Genomic DNA, 14,933 nt, shown 5'->3' on the forward strand with positions numbered 1-14,933 from the left:
GCGAGGTCAGAGCACGCCGGTGAGCCGCCCCCGCCAGTCGCCCAGGATCGCGCCCGGATCGGTGTCCAGCACCCGCTCCAGCAGGGTGGCGTAGACGTCCCGGAAGTCGGTGGTGTGCTTCAGGTCGCCGTCGTCGAGGTCGGTCAGGCTGGGCGGCTCGCCGTGCAGGCCGCCGTCTACCGGCGCGCCGAGCAGCAGCACGTTCGAGGCGGTGCCGTGGTCGGTGCCGTCGGAGGCGTTGGCCCGTACCCGGCGGCCGAACTCCGAGTAGACCGCCACCACCACCTTCCGCCCGGCCTCGGTGCGCGCCATCCGGTCGGCGAAGCGGCTCAGCGCACCGTCGAGCTGTCCGAGCAGCACCTGCTGGAGTTGCTTCTCGTCGGCGTGGGTGTCGAAGCCGCCGAGCGAGACGGAGAACACGCGCGTGGCCACGCCGGCCTCGACGCACCGGGCGACCAGGTCGAGCTGCGCGTCCAGGGTGACCCGGGCGCCACCGGTGGCGGTGGCCGGAGCGGTCTCCCCGTCGTCCCCGGCCTCCTCCCCCGCTGGCGTGGCGCGCACCCGACCGACCATCTCGTCCACCGCCCGCAGGTCGGCGAAGCAGGCCGCGGCGCGGGCCCGGGCGGGCGAGTCGTCCGGCGCGGCGGCGGCGAGCGCCGCGGACGTCTCCGCGCCGAGTGGCGGGGCCCCCTCCCGGACCGTCACCGGCACCGACGCCCCGGCCCCGCGTTCGCCGGCCAGCAGGGGCGGCAGCGCGGGCTCGAACGAGACGGCGAGCCGGGGGTCGCCGCCGGCCCGGTCCAGCCAACGGCCGAGCCAGCCGGTGGTGCCGGGCCGGTCCGGCTGGGCGGTCTGCCAGATGTCCATGGACCGGAAGTGGCTGCGGTCCGGTTTCGGGTAGCCGACGCCCCGCACCACCGCGAGCCGGCCCGTGCCGTACGCGCGGTGCAGGCCGGGGAGCGCCGGGTTGAGTCCGAAGCCGTCGTCGAGCCGGAGCACGTCCTCGGCCGCGTACGCCAGGTCGGGTCGCGCGTCCCGGTAGGCGGGGTCGGCGTACGGGACGACCGTGTTCAGGCCGTCGTTGCCGCCGTACAGCGTGACCAGGACCAGCGTGCGGGCCTGCGGGTCCCGGTCGCCGGCGGTGGCGAGCAGGTCACTGAGGCGGTACGCGGCGGCGCCGCCGGCCAGGGCGGTCGCACCGACCACGCCGCTGGCCACCAGGAACCGCCGTCGGGTCAGGACATCCACGGATCGCTCCTCTCAACTGACCGCGTACTCGGGACTGACCAGCGCGGCCACCAGCAGCCGGCGCGGTTGCCCGGCCAGCGGGGTCAGGGCCGCCCGGGTGCGGTCGCTCCACCGGTCGACCACCAGCAGTCGGGCCAGGGCCTCTGGTCGACCGGCCGGCGGCGCGGCGGTGAGCCGGTCCAGCACCGCCGGATCGGCGACGGCGGCCAGGTGGTCGGCCACCCGCAGCCGGGCCTGCAGGGACGACGTGGTCAGCCACGCCGTGCCGGCCGGCCAGCCGCCGACGCTCGGTGGACGCAGCGGCACCTGGTCCAGGGCGTTCAGTCCGGCCAGGAGCCGGCGTCGCCCCGCCTCGGGCAGCGCCGAGGGCCGGACACCGAGTTGCCGGGCCGCGCCGACCAACCACTCGACGGGCTGCTTGACCAGCGTGTCCCGGGTCTGCGCGAACGCCGGGGCGGTGAAGATCCGGCGTAGGGTGCCGACGGTGTCCGGGCCGGCGAGGTCCGCCGGCGCGGGCACCTGCGCGCCGGCGTAGCGGAACCAGAGCCGGCCGGCGACGAACCGGGAGGTCTCCTGGCGGCCGGCGAGTAGTGCGGCGTAGGAGCCGGCGTCGAAGGCGGCGCTGCGGCCGAGGATCGTCTTGCGCCCCGGGTCGTGCCGACGGGGCACGAAACGGGCGGCCCCGGTCCGCCGGTCGACCGTCCAGCCGGTGAGGGCCCGCGCGCCCTCCTTGACGTCGGTCTCGTCGTAGCCCCCGGCGATGCCGAGCGTGAACAGCTCCATCAGTTCCCGGGCCAGGTTCTCGTTCGGCGCCTGTCGGGTGTTCTGCTGGCCGTCGAGCCAGAGGATCAGCGCCGGGTCGCGCACCATGGCGTCCACCAGCGGGGGCAGCGGTCCGCGACCGAGCCGGCGCAGCGTCTCCATCTGGCGCAGCATCAGCGGCGCCGAGCGAACCTTCTGCACGCTCGTCGCCCAGTGTCCGTGCCAGAAGAACAGCAGCTTCTCGTCGCACTGGTGCTCGGCGGCGACCATCCGCGCCAGCCACCAGTCGGTCAGCGCGGTCGCCTGTTCGCGACGCCGGCGGTTGGCCTCCTGACGCTGCTCGCGCGTGGCCCCCTTGTCGAGCGCCGCCGCCGGGTCCGGGCCGAGATCGGGTGTCGGGGTGGCCGCCGCGCCCCGGTCCGCCCCGACGGGGTCGAGCAGCCGGTCGAGGGTGGCGGCGAGACCGGCCCGTTCGGCGGCGTCCACCTCGTCGGCGGTCGGCCCGAACGTCGCCCGCCGCAGCAGGTGTGCCACCGCTTCCCGTTCCGTCATGTGCGCCGACGCTAGCCGGGGCATGTTCGAGGACGGTAAGGACGCCGTGCGGGTCGCGTGCGGAGAGGGCTGTCACCGGTGCGGCGTACAGTCCGCCGCATGGCTGTGGACACCAGGCCGGCGGCGCGCGCCGGCCGCCTCCGGCTGCTCCCCCTGGCGCTGATGTTCCTCAGCGTCGGCCTGTCCGTCGCCGTGGTGCTCCCGTTCCTGTCGCTGTTCCTCGACAGCGAGGTCGGCGCGGATCCGCTGCGGGTGACCGTGTTCCTGGTCGTCGCGCCGCTGTCCGGCGTCACAATCTCCACACTGGTCGGCCGCCTGTCGGACCGACGGCCGATCCGTCGCCGGCTGCTCGTCGGCGCGGCGCTGGCCGGGATGGTGGGCGCCGGCCTGACCGCGGTCGTGCGGGACTACTGGGTCCTGCTGGGGCTGACCGCGACCGCCGTCGCGTTGGCCAACTCGCTGTTCCCGCAGTCGTTCGCCTACGCCCGCCAGCTCCTCGACCGGGACAGTCCGGGTCGGGCCGCCCTGGGCATCAGCGTGCTGCGTACCGTGTTCTCGCTGGCCTGGGTGGCCGGCCCGGCGTTGGCCGCGGTCCTGCTCTCCGTCGGCGGTTTCCGGCTGGTCTACGGCGTCGCGGCCGGGCTGTACGCGGCGGCGGCGCTGCTGGCCGCGTTCCGGTTGGCGGAGCTGCCCGTCCCGGCCCGACCGGCGGCCGACGTTCCCGGCGTCGAGGCGCCCGGCGCGTCGCGGTGGCGGCTGGCGTTCACCGTGGTCGCCTTCGTCCTGGTGCAGTGCCCGATGACGCTCGGCGTGCAGGCGATGCCGCTGTTCATCGGCCGGGACCTGGGCGGCGAGCCGGCCGACGCCGGGCTCGTGCTGGGCCTGTGCGCGGCGTTGGAGATCCCGCTGATGCTCGGGTTGGGCGTGTTGACCGCGCGGGTCCGGCTGCGGACGCTGATCCTGCTCGGCGCCGGTTGCGGCGTCGCCTACTACGCGGTCGCCGCCGCGGCACCGACCGTCGCGGTGCTGCTGCTGGCGCAGCCGGTCAACGCGATGTTCATCGCCGCGGTGTCGGGCGTCGCCATCACCTACGTGCAGGACCTGCTGCCGGGCCAACCCGGTCGGGCGACCACGCTGTTCACCAACTCGTTCCCGATCGGCGCCATGCTCGCCGGTCCGCTGCTCGGGATCGCGGCGCAGGTCGGCTACCGCTGGGCGTACGGGATGAGCGCGGCGTTGTGCGCCGGCGGCCTGCTGGTCCTGCTGCTGACCCGACCCCGTCCGCCGGCACGGGCGTGACGGTTCCCCGCCGGGACGGCCCGACGGGGAACCGTCGTCAGCCCGTCGGGGGCGGGTCGCCGGCGTTCGCGGCGACGAGCAGGGAAAGCTCCCGCACCAGGTCGTCCATGCTCTGGCCACTGCCCGCCCGGACCAGCCCGAGGGCCAGGTCGGCGAGCAGGTAGAACCCGAGGGTGCGGGCCTGCTCGCCGGGGAACGCGGCGAGCAGCTCCTCGGCGCCGGCGAGGTCACCGCGGTGCCGGGCCGCGATCACCCCGGCGGCTCGCTGGAGCAGCTCCGCCGCGGCGGGGGTCGGCGCGCTCATTCAGTTCGTCGGCGTCGCGGCACGGGCGGCGTCGAAGCGCGCGGTCACGTCCGACCAGTCGACCAGGTTCCACAGCCGGTCGACGTAGTCCGGGCGCACGTTGCGGTACTGCAGGTAGTAGGCGTGCTCCCACGCGTCGAACACCAGCAGCGGCGTGGCGCCCTGCCCGACGTTGCCGTGGTGGTCGTAGACCTGCTCGACGATCAGCCGCCCCCCGAGCGGCTCCCACGCGAGGACGCCCCAGCCGGAGCCCTGCACGCCCTTGGTCGCCGCCGAGAGCTGGCCGACGAACGCGTCGAACGAGCCGAGGTGCTCGTCGATCGCGGCCGCCAGCTCACCGTCCGGACGGTCGCCGCCGTCCGGGGACAGGTTGCCCCAGAAGATCGAGTGCAGCACGTGCCCGGACAGGTTGAACGCGAACGTCTTCTCCAGGCCGACCAGCGTGGCGAAGTCGCCCTTCTCGCGGGCCTCGGCGAGCCGCTCCAGGCCGTCGTTGGCGCCCTTGACGTACGCCGCGTGGTGCTTGCTGTGGTGCAGCTCCAGGATCTCGCCGGACATGGCCGGCTCCAGCGCCCCGTAGTCGTAGGGCATGTCGGGCAGGGTATAGACCGCCATCTGGTCCTCCGCGTTTCTGCCGGTCTTTGGTTGTTGCCACTATCTTGCAACAAGGGCGGTCCGGCGGGGCGGGTGGGGGCGGGTGGTCAGCGGCGGCGGGCCAGGACGACGTGGTCGACCAGTTCGCCCGTGTGACCGTCGTGGGTGGCGGTGCGGTGCGCCGCCCCCAGCCGCTCGATCTCCCAGCCGTCGGCGTCGAGGTCTACGGCGGCCAGGATCTCCTCCGGGGTGGCGAAGCGCGGGTCGTCCGGGTCGAGCCCGGACCACGGTGGCGGCGCGCCGTGCTCGACGACGAGCAGCCGGCCACCGGGCGCGACCGCCGCGGCGGCCGGGGGCAGCACCTTCTCCCGGGGCAGGACCAGCGGTGACTGGAAGAACTGCGCCGACACCAGGTCGAACCGGCCGGGCGGGAAGCCCTGGGTCACGTCGTGCCGGAGGGTGGTGATCCGTTCCGCCACGCCGGCCCGCTCGGCCTCCGCCGCGAGGCGGTCCAGCGCGACGGACGAGACGTCCACGGCGGTGACCCGCCAGCCCCGCGCGGCCAGCCAGATCGCGTCGCCACCCTCGCCGGAGCCCAGGTCGAGCACGGTGCCGGGCGACAGCTCGGCGGCCACCTCGGCGAGGACCGGGTTCACTCGGCCGCTCCAGATCCGGTCCGACTGTCCGTAGCGCTCGTCCCAGAACCGGGCGGGATCGGTGTCCGCCGGCGGGTTCTCGTGGTGCCCGTGCTGGTGCGCGGTCATGCCTGCCTCCTTCGCCGCCGGGCGCTCTCGTCCCGGCGCCGCCATCGTGCCCCGACCGCGGCCAGGGCAGCAAGGATCCTTGCCGTTTCGGCAAACGCCCTGACCCGGCCACCACATCAGGATGATCACCCCGCACGCGAAGACGGGCCACCGGTTACCCGGTGGCCCGTCCCGCATGCGGTTCGGCTCAGACGAGGTCCACGCCGTAGACGCTCAGCGCCTCGGTGACCGGCTGGAAGTAGGTCGTCCCGCCCGAGGAGCAGTCACCGTTGCCGCCGGAGGTCAGGCCGACCGCGCTGCTGCCGCCGAACAGCGAGCCGCCGCTGTCGCCCGGCTCGGCGCAGACCGTGGTGCGGATCAGGCCGGAGACGCTGCCCTCGGCGTAGTTCACCGTGGCGTCGAGCGCCTGCACCGTGCCGCCGTGCAGGCCGGTGGTGCTGCCCGAGCGCTGCACCGACTGCCCGACGAAGGCGTCCGCCGCGCCGGTGATGGCCTGCTTGCCGCCGTTGTAGAGGGAGACGCTGCCCTCGGCCGCGCCGGCGTTCGTGTGCTGCACGATTCCGTAGTCGTTGCCCGGGAAGCTCCCGGTGCCGCCGGTGCCGAGTTGGCCGCTCTGCCCCGAGTCGGCGTACCAGGTGGCGGCGATGGCGGTGCAGTGCCCGGCGGTCAGGAAGTAGTACGTCGAGCCGCTGCGCACGTTGAAGCCGAGCGAGCAGCGTCCGCCGCCCTCGGCGTAGATGGCCTCGCCGCCGGCGACGCGGGTGCTCAGCGTGCCGGCCTCGCGCTCGATCCGGACGGTGCCGTCGAGCGCGCGGGCCACCGCGTTCACCCGGTCCAGCTTCGCGCCGGTGACGGTGCTGTCGACGGAGACGACGACCTGGTTGGTGGCCGGGTCGGTCCACCAGGCGGTGCCGGGGATGCGGGCGGACTTCTCGAGGGCGGTGGTGGCGCGGGCCAGGTCGTCCGCGCCTCGGCTGACGAGCTTGGGGGTGGCGCCGGCCGCGCGGACCTTGCGGGCCGCGGCGTCGTCGGTCACCGTGACCACCATCGCGCCGCCGGCTTCGGCGTACGTGCCGGCGGAGCGGTCGCCGAGTGCGGCGGCGAGCGCGGTGGCCTGTTCGGGGGACGCGGACGTCCCGGGTGCGGCGTGCGCCGGCGCGCCGGCCAGTGAGCCGACGACCAGCGCGCCGGCCACCGTGAGGGCGGTGGCGTGACGCCGCGGAGACCCGGAGAGTCGCATGTGGAAACCTCCTGGAGCTGAGCACGGGCAACCCTTTCGGGCAGCCCCGGGCAGCCGTTCGGCCGGTGAGGCTCGGCCGATCGGGCTCGTCGAAGTTGTCACACGTTTGTCATTGATGGCAAGAGTTCCAGTTGCGCCGATCGGACCTGATCTCAGAGCTTGGATCCCGAAGGCCCGATCGGCGGCAACTCAGGCGATTGGCGGTATTCACACCCGTCCTTACTGGTCAGTAATGCGATTGGCGCCGACGCTCGGGGAGCCGGAAATGGGACTGCCTACCAGATGGCGGGACAAGATCGACGAGGGAAAAATTGCCGTCGATCGACGTCGGTTGATTCCGCCCGGACCCTCCACACCGGGCCCAAGGTCCCCCGATCGGGGCCGATCGGCACATCGTCGGGCGCGCGTCGGTGGATGTTGACTGGAATCGGCGCGAGACGAGGGGGCGACGAGGATGAGTGGGCAGGTCGGCACCGTGGACGTCGGCTGGACGGCCGGCGAGGCGTACGAGTTCACGGTGCGGGGGCACCGGATGCGGGTGGACCAGCCGGCGGAGGCCGACGGCGACGACACGGCGCCGACGCCGACGGAACTGTTCGTGGCGTCGCTGGCCACCTGCGTGGCCTTCTACGCCGGGCGGTACCTCACCCGGCACGGCGTGGACCGCAACGGGCTGGGGGTGTCCGTCACCTACCGGATGGCCGAGGACCGGCCGGCCCGGGTCGAGGAGGTGCGGCTGGCGCTCCGACTGCCGGACGGGTTCCCGGCCACGCGCACCCAGGCCCTGTTGGCGGTGGCCTCGCACTGCACGGTGCACAACACGCTGACCACGGGACCGACGGTGACCGTCGACGTGGCCCGAGCACCGGAGGACGCCGTCAGGCCAGGCCCTTGAGCATGAGGTTCCAGTAGAGGGCCGGCAGTCCGTACCGCTTGAGGTACCACATGTCCCGGCGCTCCCTGGTGGTGTCGAGGAACGGGAAGCTCGGCGTGGGTCGCATGCTGTAGTCGAACTCGGCGAGCAGCATCCGGTCCCGTGCCGTCGTCAGCGGGCAGGAGGCGTAACCGCCGTACACGGCCGGCAGCGGTCGTCCCTCCGCGGCGGCGATGAGGTTGCGCACCACGACCGGGGCCTGCTTGCGGATCGCCGCGCCGGTCTTGGAGTTCGGCGTCGAGCCGGCGTCACCCAGGGCGAAGACGGTCGGGTACCGGACGTGCCGCAGCGTGTGCCGGTCCACCTCGACGTACCCGGCGGGGTCGGCCGGGTCGGCGAGCGGGCTCGTCTTGAGCCAGTCCGGCGCGGACTGCGGCGGCACGACGTGCAGCAGGTCGTAGTCGATGGTCTCGGCTTCGCCCGTGGCGTGACGGGTCACGGTGGCCCGTCGGTTCGCCGGGTCGACCGCGGTGAGCTCGCTGCGCGTGCGGACCTCGATGCCGTAGCGGGCGGCGACCCGCTCCAACTCGTCGGCGAACTCCTTGATGCCGAACATCCCCGGCGTGGGCAGCACCAGCACGATGCGGATGTCGGCGAGCACGCCCGTACGCCGCCAGTGGTCGGCGGCCAGGTAGGCGATCTTCTGCGGCGCTCCCGCGCATTTGATCGGCCCGGTCGGCATGGTGAAGACCGCGGTGCCCGAGCGGAGGTCGCGGACCAGCTCCCAGGTCTTGGGTGCCAGGTCGGGGCGGTAGTTGCTCGACCCGGCCGGAGTGTCGAGCGCCTCGGCCATCCCGGGCACCCGCTCCCAGTCCAACTGGATGCCGGGACACACGACGAGCTGCCGGTAACTGATCCGAATCCCGCCGGCGGTGGTCACGACCCGCTCGTCCGGGTCGACGGCAACGGCGGCGTCCTTGATCCACGCGACTCCCCTGGGCATGACCGACGCCTGAGGACGCCGACTTTCCTCGAGCCTGGCCGCGCCGCCGCCGACGAGCGTCCAGAGCGGCTGGTACCAGTGCGTCTCGGCCGGGTCGAGCAGGCCGACGTCCGGCGCCCCGGCCCGGCGCAGCCGGGCGGCGACGTCGATGCCGGCGCTGCCACCACCGATGATCAGGATGTCGTGGTGCAGGGCTGATCCGGCCACGTCGCCACCTCCGCTTGCTCGCATGTACGAATGTCCGTACATTAGGCGTCGTCAGGCAGGGTGGCAACCGACCGGAGGTGGCATGACGTCCCCCACGACAGGCTCCGCGGCGAAGCGGGTGGACCGCGACAGTGCGCTGCCACTCTGGGCCCAGGTGCTCGCGGACCTGCGCCGGCGCCTCACCGACGACGAGTTCACCGACGCCTTCCCGGGCGAACTGGCGCTGGTCGACGAATACCGCGTCAGCCGGCACACGGTGCGTGAGGCGCTACGCCGGTTGCGCGCCGAGGGCCTGGTGGTGGCCGCGCGCGGCCGACCACCACGGCTGGCCGGCACGATGGAGATCGAGCAACCGGTCGGCGCCCTCTACAGCCTGTTCGCCTCCGTGGAGGCGGCCGGGCTGCGGCAGCGCAGCGTGGTACGGACCCTCGACGTCCGGGCGGACGGCGTGGTCGCCGTCCGGCTCGGCCTGGAGGAGTCCACTCCCCTGCTCTACCTGGAGCGGGTGCGGCTGGCCGGCGAAGAACCCCTCGCGGTCGACCGCGTCTGGCTGCCGGCGCGCGTGGCCGCACCACTGCTGAGCGCGGACTTCACCCACACCGCCCTCTACACCGAACTGTCCCGCCGCTGCGGTGTCTCCCTGACCAAGGGGGCCGAGCACATCCGCGCGGTCGTGCCCACGCCCGCCGAGCGCACCCTGCTCGGCATCGACGACCGGGTCGCGGCCTTCGCCATCGACCGCCTCGGCGAGCACCGCGGCGAACCGGTCGAGTGGCGGCACACCCTCGTGCGCGGCGACCGGTTCGCCGTCACCGCCGACTTCACCGCCCGCACCGGCTACCGGCTCGACGTGGCCGGCACGCTGCCCGGCCCCCGTGCCCGGCTGCACGCCGCCGCCAGGAGGGAAACCCGATGAGTCAGTCCCCCGTTCCGCCCGACACCGAGATCGGCCCGGTCGAGGCCGCCCGCCTCGCCGACGACGGCCGGGTCGAACTGCTCGACGTACGGGAACCCGACGAGTGGCGTGCCGGGCACGCCCCGCAGGCCCGGCACCTGCCCCTGGGCACCCTGCGGCCGGACGCGATCAGGTCGGACCGGCCGGTCGTCGCCGTCTGCCGCTCCGGCAAACGCTCGGCCGTCGCCACCGCTCGGCTGCGGGCCGTTGGCGTCCCGGCGTACAACCTGACCGGCGGCATGCGCGCCTGGGCCGCCGCCGGCCTGCCGCTGGTGACCGACGCGGGCGCGCCCGGCGCGCTGGCGTGACGGCGGCCGCGGCCGGCGGCCTCGGTCTGCTCATCGGCCTCGTTCTCGGCGCCCTCGGCGGTGGGGGGGCGATCCTCACCGTTCCGGCGCTGGTCTACCTGCTCGGCGAGTCCGCCCAGGAGGCCACCACCAGCAGCCTGGTGATCGTGGGGCTGACCGCGGTCGTCGGCATGGCCGGGCACGCGCGCTCGCACCGCGTGCGGTGGGGCACGGGCGCCGTCTTCGGCGGTGTCGGGGTGCCGGCGGCGTTCGCCGGCAGCCTCGCCAATCGGCACGTCGAGCAGCACGTGCTGCTGCTCGGATTCGCCGCGCTGATGGCCGTCGCGGCGATCGGCATGCTCGCGCAGTCGCGCGGTGGCACGGAGCCCTGCGAGGCCGACGGCCCCACCGTTCCGTCCCGCTCGACGCCGGCAGGTGCGGCGAAGGTGGTGGCCGCAGGCCTCGCCGTCGGCTTCCTCACCGGTTTCCTCGGCGTGGGCGGCGGTTTTCTGATCGTGCCGGCGCTGGTGCTCGCCGTCGGCCTGCCGATGCCCGCCGCCGTGGGCACCTCGTTGCTGGTGATCGCGGTCAACTCGGCCGCGTCCCTGCTCGCCCGGACCGGCTCCACCCACTACGACTGGGCGGTGATCACGCCGTTCACCCTGGCCGCGATGGTCGCCAGCCTCGCCGGCAAGCGGGTCGCCGACCGGCTGCCGCCGACCGCGACCACCCGCGCCTTCGCGGCGCTCGTGCTGCTGGTGGCCGCCTTCATCGGTGTCCGCACGGCGACCGGCTGAGCCGTCGGTGCGAGGCGGGTCAGCAGTCGGCGGCGGCCGGGCGGTCGCAGGTGGCGGCGTGCACCGCGAGCCCGGCCGCGGTCACGGTCGTGGCGACCGGGAAGCCCAGCAGCGCGGCGACCGCGAGGCCACCCAGCACGCGGCGTACCCGCGACCGGCGCGGCGCGGGCACCAGCAGCCGCCGCACCCGGTCGACCGAGCCGGCGCCGGCGCCGAGCGCGTGGCCCGGCACGGTGTCGGCGAGTCGCCGGACGAGGCGGTGCTGCTGGCGGTCGCGGCGGCCGCCCTCCTCGTGCTGCTCCGCCGCCGGCGGCGGCTCGCCGACGAGCGGGAGGAGCCACCGGTGGCAGGTGATGCGGCACCGGGCTATCGTCGTTCCGAGATACCCCCGGGGGTATAACAACGAAAGGAGCAACCATGCAGGAGGTCGACCTGACCACCTTCGCCGCAGCCCACGCCGACGGGGCCACGGTGATCGACGCACGGGAGCCCGTCGAGTATCTCGGCGGCCATGTCCCGGGTGCGCGCTGCGTCCCGCTGGGTCACCTGGCCGCCAGCCTGCCGCAGGTGCCCCGCGACGGAACCGTCTACGTGATCTGCGCCGGCGGCAACCGCAGCCAGGTCGGTGCGGAGGTGCTGGAACGCGCCGGCATCACCGCCCGGTCGGTGGCCGGCGGGACCTCGGCCTGGATCCGCTCGGGTCGTCCGGTGACCGAGGGCAGCCGGCCGTGAGCGCGCGGACGCAGGGCGCCGCCGGGCGGCCACGGGGCGGTCTGCTGCGCCGCCTCCTCGGCGCCCGCGTCCCGTCGGTCGGTCCGGCGGAGGCGGCGGCCGTCGTCGCCGCGGGAGGGCTGCTGATCGACGTACGTGAACCGGCCGAGTGGCGCGCGGGGCACGCGCCCCGGGCCCGGCACATCCCGCTGGGCCAGCTCGCCGACCGCCTGGCCGAGGTGCCGACGGACCGGCCCGTGGTGACCGTCTGCCGCTCGGGCGCGCGGTCTCGCCAGGCCGCGCGGATCCTGGCCGACGCCGGTCGCCAGGTTCACGACCTGTCGGGCGGGATGCGGGCCTGGGCGGACGCCGGGCTGGCGGTGCAGGCCAAGGGCGGCCGGCCGGGCCGGGTGGCCTGAGCGTGCCGCCCGGCGGGGGCCGATGGTCCCGGAGCGCGGGACCATCGGCCCGGGAATATACCCCCGGGGGTATGCGCTACAGTCGTCGTATCGTCCGGCATCGCTGAGAAGGAGTGCGGCTCATGCTGTTCACCCAGTACTACCTCGACTGCCTGTCCCAGGCCTCGTACCTGATCGCCGACGAGGCCACCGGGCGCGCGGTGCTCGTCGACCCGCGCCGGGACATCGACGAGTACCTGGCCGACGCCCGCGCGCACGGCCTGACCGTCGAGGGGGTGATCAACACCCACTTCCACGCCGACTTCCTGGCCGGGCACCTCGAGGTGGCGGCCGCGACCGGCGCGTGGATCGGCTACGGACACCGGGCCGAGACCGAGTACGCGAGCCGCAAGCTCACCGACGGTGAACGGATCAGCCTCGGCGACGTCACCCTGGAGATCATGGAGACGCCCGGCCACACCCCGGAGTCGATCAGCGTCCTCGTGTACGAGCACGCGACCGATCCGACGCCGTACGGGGTGCTGACCGGGGACGCGCTGTTCATCGGCGACGTGGGCCGGCCCGACCTGCTCGCCTCCCTCGGTGTCACCGCCGACGAGCTCGGCCGGATGCTCTACGACAGCGTGCAGCGCAAGCTGATGGGTCTGCCCGACGAGGTGCGCGTCTTCCCCGCCCACGGCGCCGGCTCGGCCTGCGGCAAGAACCTGTCCACCGAGCGGCAGTCCACGATCGGCGAGCAGCGCCGCACCAACTACGCCTGCGCCCCGATGAGCGAGGAGCAGTTCCTCGCCCTGGTCACCGGCGGGCAGCCGGCCGCCCCGGGCTACTTCGCCTTCGACGCCGTGCTCAACCGCAAGGCCCGCGAGCTGTTCGACCACGCCCGACCGGCCCGCCCCCTCACCCCGGCCGAGTTCCTGGCCGCCCGGGCCGACGGCGCCGTCGTGGTCGACGCCCGCGACCCGCAGGAGTACGCCGCCGGGCACCTGCGCGGCGCGCTCAACGTCCCGGCGGACGGTCGGTTCGCCGAGACCGCCGGCAGCGTCGTCGCACCGGACCGACCGGTGCTCGTGGTGGCCCCGCAGGACCGCGAGGAGGAGATCGTCGTCCGCCTCGCCCGGATCGGCTTCGACCGGGTGGCCGGCTACCTGCGCGAGCCCGAGGGCGCCTTCCTGGAGGTGATCGGTGAGGTGACGCGGGCCAGCCGGGTCACCGCCACCGAGCTGCGCGAGGCGCTCGACCGTCCGGACGCGCCGGTGGTGCTGGACGTGCGCAACGCCGGTGAACGGGAGCAGGGTGCGGTGGACGGCTCCCTGCACATCCCGCTCGCCGAGCTGACCCGCCGCCTCGACGAGGTGCCCGCCGACCGGCCGGTCGTCGTGCACTGCGCCGGCGGGTACCGCTCCTCGGTCGCCGCCAGCCTGCTGCGCAACGCCGGCCGCGCCGACGTGTCCGACCTGCTCGGCGGCTACGGCGCCTGGCAGGGGCTGCACGCCGCCGCCTGAGCGGCCGTCCGACCGGGGCCGGGCGCGCGAGATCCGCGCGCGCCCGGCCCCGGGTCAGCCGATCGTGGCCAGCTTCGGCAGGACCTCGTCGGCGAGCCGCCGGGTGAACTCCACCGGGTGCCGGTCCGGCATGGTCTGCACCTCGGTCACCCCCAGCTCCGCGTACGCGGCCACGTCGGCGAGGAACGCGTCGACGTCGTCGAGCGGCGGACGGGTGACCAGCACCGTCTTCTCGACGGTGTCGTAGTCGCGCCCCTCGGCGGCGCAGTGCGCCCGCAGCACGTCGAGCTTGCGCGCGACGTCCTCCCGTCCGGTGCCGAACAGGTTGCAGGCGTCGGCGTACCGCGCCACCAGCAGCAGCGTCTTCTTCTCCCCGCCCCCGCCGACCATGATCGGCGGGTGCGGGCGGCGCAGCGGCTGCGGCGAGTTGAGCGTCTCGGCGAGGTGGTGGTGCCGGCCCTCGAACGGCCCGTCGTCGTCGCTCCACATCTGCTTGCAGATCCGCAGCGTCTCCTCCAGCCGCTCGAACCGCTCCGCCACCGGCACCACGGGCACGCCCAGGCCGCGCTGTTCCCGCTCGTACCAGGACGCGCCGACGCCGAGGCGGGCCCGGCCGCCGGAGAGCACGTCGAGCGTGGACACGATCTTGGCGAGCAGCCCCGGGTAGCGGTACATCACGCCGGTCACCAGCACGCCGAGCGTCATCCGCCGGGTCAGCGCCGCGACGTAGCCGAGCGTCGTGTAGGCCTCCAGCATCGGCTCGCTCGCCGGCGCCATCGCCTCCATCTGGAAGTAGTGGTCCATCACCGTGAACGACGCGATCCCGGCCTGCTCGGCGAGGGTGGCCGTCTCGGCCAACGTCGGGGCGATCGCCGCCGGGTCGGCCGGGGTGGAGTAGGTCCAGTAGTGCAGTCCGAGCTTCATCGTCGGCACCTCCACGTCGAGCCTAGGACGCTACGGCAGGATTAGCGCGCCTCGCGCAGGGGCAGACATTTGTCATCGACCACGGATGCCGAGGGAGCTGACGACATGGCCAAGGGTGACATCGACACCTACCAGCAGGACGGGCAGTGGAAGAACCGCCCGGAGGGCAACGAGCGGGCGAGCAGCCGGCACGACACGAAGGCGGAGGCCGAGGCGGCCGGCCGGGAGATGGCGGCCGAGCGCGGCACCGAGCACGTGATCAAGAAGCAGGACGGCACGATCGGTGAGAAGAACACCTACCCCCGCAGCCGCGACCCCCGCGAGATCCCGGGCTGATCCCCTGCAAGGCGCCGGACGGCGCTGGATCCCCCTGAACACGCCGCACGGCGCCGGACCCGCTCGGGTCCGGCGCCGTCCGCGCTGCCGGAAGGTCTCCTGGCTGTGGCCTGCTGGCTAAAAAGTTTTGTTCGGTTCCTACAACGGTCCCCGCT

General features: G+C 74.2%; 18 protein-coding genes. 9 read left to right on the forward strand and 9 right to left on the reverse strand.

Going from position 1 to position 14,933, the window contains the following annotated elements:
• Positions 1 to 6: 6 nt before the first annotated feature.
• Together O7600_RS06220 and O7600_RS06225 are read right to left on the reverse strand one after the other, a co-directional pair.
• Positions 7 to 1,248 (reverse strand): DUF1501 domain-containing protein, encoded by a 1,242-nt coding sequence (locus O7600_RS06220; RefSeq protein WP_281592722.1) that lies wholly within the window; start codon positions 1,246 to 1,248, stop codon positions 7 to 9.
• 12 nt (positions 1,249 to 1,260) lie between these two features.
• Positions 1,261 to 2,562, reverse strand: a complete 1,302-nt coding sequence (locus tag O7600_RS06225) for a DUF1800 domain-containing protein (protein ID WP_281592723.1) — start codon at positions 2,560 to 2,562, stop codon at positions 1,261 to 1,263.
• 99 nt (positions 2,563 to 2,661) lie between these two features.
• On the opposite strand from O7600_RS06225, the gene O7600_RS06230 reads away from it, so the two are divergent.
• Positions 2,662 to 3,861, forward strand: a complete 1,200-nt coding sequence (locus tag O7600_RS06230) for a sugar efflux transporter (protein WP_281592724.1) — start codon at positions 2,662 to 2,664, stop codon at positions 3,859 to 3,861.
• Positions 3,862 to 3,898: 37 nt separating this feature from the next.
• On the opposite strand, the gene O7600_RS06235 is transcribed toward O7600_RS06230, so the two are convergent.
• From O7600_RS06235 to O7600_RS06250, 4 genes are all read right to left on the reverse strand, one after another.
• The gene (locus O7600_RS06235; protein ID WP_281592725.1) at positions 3,899 to 4,165 is read right to left on the reverse strand and encodes a superoxide dismutase; all 267 of its coding nucleotides are present in this window, start codon (positions 4,163 to 4,165) and stop codon (positions 3,899 to 3,901) included.
• Positions 4,166 to 4,780 (reverse strand): superoxide dismutase, encoded by a 615-nt coding sequence (locus tag O7600_RS06240; RefSeq protein WP_281592726.1) that lies wholly within the window; start codon positions 4,778 to 4,780, stop codon positions 4,166 to 4,168.
• Between the two features lie 86 nt (positions 4,781 to 4,866).
• On the reverse strand, positions 4,867 to 5,523 hold the full coding sequence (locus O7600_RS06245; protein ID WP_281592727.1) for a class I SAM-dependent methyltransferase: 657 nt from the start codon (positions 5,521 to 5,523) through the stop codon (positions 4,867 to 4,869).
• Positions 5,524 to 5,710: 187 nt separating this feature from the next.
• Complete coding sequence (locus O7600_RS06250) at positions 5,711 to 6,763, reverse strand: S1 family peptidase (RefSeq protein WP_281592728.1); 1,053 nt, start codon at positions 6,761 to 6,763, stop codon at positions 5,711 to 5,713.
• A gap of 454 nt (positions 6,764 to 7,217) precedes the next feature.
• Here O7600_RS06250 and O7600_RS06255 point away from each other — a divergent pair, with 454 nt between their 5' ends.
• Complete coding sequence (locus tag O7600_RS06255) at positions 7,218 to 7,658, forward strand: OsmC family protein (RefSeq protein WP_281592729.1); 441 nt, start codon at positions 7,218 to 7,220, stop codon at positions 7,656 to 7,658.
• On the opposite strand, the gene O7600_RS06260 is transcribed toward O7600_RS06255, so the two are convergent.
• A complete protein-coding gene (locus tag O7600_RS06260) occupies positions 7,642 to 8,847 on the reverse strand; it encodes an FAD/NAD(P)-binding oxidoreductase (RefSeq protein WP_281592730.1) in 1,206 nt (401 codons plus the stop codon). The two genes, O7600_RS06255 and O7600_RS06260, sit on opposite strands and share 17 nt — an antisense overlap.
• Before the next feature lie 82 nt (positions 8,848 to 8,929).
• Here O7600_RS06260 and O7600_RS06265 point away from each other — a divergent pair, with 82 nt between their 5' ends.
• Genes O7600_RS06265 through O7600_RS06275 form a run of 3 tightly spaced genes read left to right on the forward strand, consistent with a single transcriptional unit; the run spans position 8,930 to position 10,886 of the window.
• The gene (locus O7600_RS06265) at positions 8,930 to 9,763 is read left to right on the forward strand and encodes a GntR family transcriptional regulator (protein WP_281592731.1); all 834 of its coding nucleotides are present in this window, start codon (positions 8,930 to 8,932) and stop codon (positions 9,761 to 9,763) included.
• Entirely contained in the window at positions 9,760 to 10,110 is a 351-nt protein-coding gene (locus O7600_RS06270; protein ID WP_281592732.1) for a rhodanese-like domain-containing protein, read from the forward strand. The genes O7600_RS06265 and O7600_RS06270 overlap by 4 nt, the downstream gene beginning before the upstream one ends.
• On the forward strand, positions 10,107 to 10,886 hold the full coding sequence (locus tag O7600_RS06275; RefSeq protein ID WP_281592733.1) for a sulfite exporter TauE/SafE family protein: 780 nt from the start codon (positions 10,107 to 10,109) through the stop codon (positions 10,884 to 10,886). Before O7600_RS06270 ends, O7600_RS06275 begins: the two co-directional genes overlap by 4 nt.
• Positions 10,887 to 10,905: 19 nt before the next feature.
• Here the strand turns inward: O7600_RS06275 and O7600_RS06280 are convergent, their stop codons facing one another.
• Positions 10,906 to 11,289, reverse strand: a complete 384-nt coding sequence (locus O7600_RS06280; RefSeq protein ID WP_281592734.1) for a hypothetical protein — start codon at positions 11,287 to 11,289, stop codon at positions 10,906 to 10,908.
• A gap of 14 nt (positions 11,290 to 11,303) precedes the next feature.
• Here O7600_RS06280 and O7600_RS06285 point away from each other — a divergent pair, with 14 nt between their 5' ends.
• From O7600_RS06285 to O7600_RS06295, 3 genes are all read left to right on the forward strand, one after another.
• Complete coding sequence (locus O7600_RS06285; RefSeq protein ID WP_281592735.1) at positions 11,304 to 11,618, forward strand: rhodanese-like domain-containing protein; 315 nt, start codon at positions 11,304 to 11,306, stop codon at positions 11,616 to 11,618.
• 44 nt (positions 11,619 to 11,662) lie between these two features.
• Entirely contained in the window at positions 11,663 to 12,016 is a 354-nt protein-coding gene (locus tag O7600_RS06290; RefSeq protein ID WP_281594080.1) for a rhodanese-like domain-containing protein, read from the forward strand.
• 122 nt (positions 12,017 to 12,138) lie between these two features.
• On the forward strand, positions 12,139 to 13,518 hold the full coding sequence (locus tag O7600_RS06295) for an MBL fold metallo-hydrolase (RefSeq protein WP_281592736.1): 1,380 nt from the start codon (positions 12,139 to 12,141) through the stop codon (positions 13,516 to 13,518).
• Between the two features lie 54 nt (positions 13,519 to 13,572).
• On the opposite strand, the gene O7600_RS06300 is transcribed toward O7600_RS06295, so the two are convergent.
• On the reverse strand, positions 13,573 to 14,442 hold the full coding sequence (locus O7600_RS06300; RefSeq protein WP_281592737.1) for an LLM class F420-dependent oxidoreductase: 870 nt from the start codon (positions 14,440 to 14,442) through the stop codon (positions 13,573 to 13,575).
• Positions 14,443 to 14,547: 105 nt separating this feature from the next.
• Here O7600_RS06300 and O7600_RS06305 point away from each other — a divergent pair, with 105 nt between their 5' ends.
• Entirely contained in the window at positions 14,548 to 14,778 is a 231-nt protein-coding gene (locus O7600_RS06305; RefSeq protein ID WP_089154306.1) for a DUF2188 domain-containing protein, read from the forward strand.
• Positions 14,779 to 14,933 lie beyond the last annotated feature (155 nt).

It is taken from the genome of Micromonospora sp. WMMA1998, from assembly GCF_027497375.1.
GTDB lineage: Bacteria > Actinomycetota > Actinomycetes > Mycobacteriales > Micromonosporaceae > Micromonospora > Micromonospora sediminicola.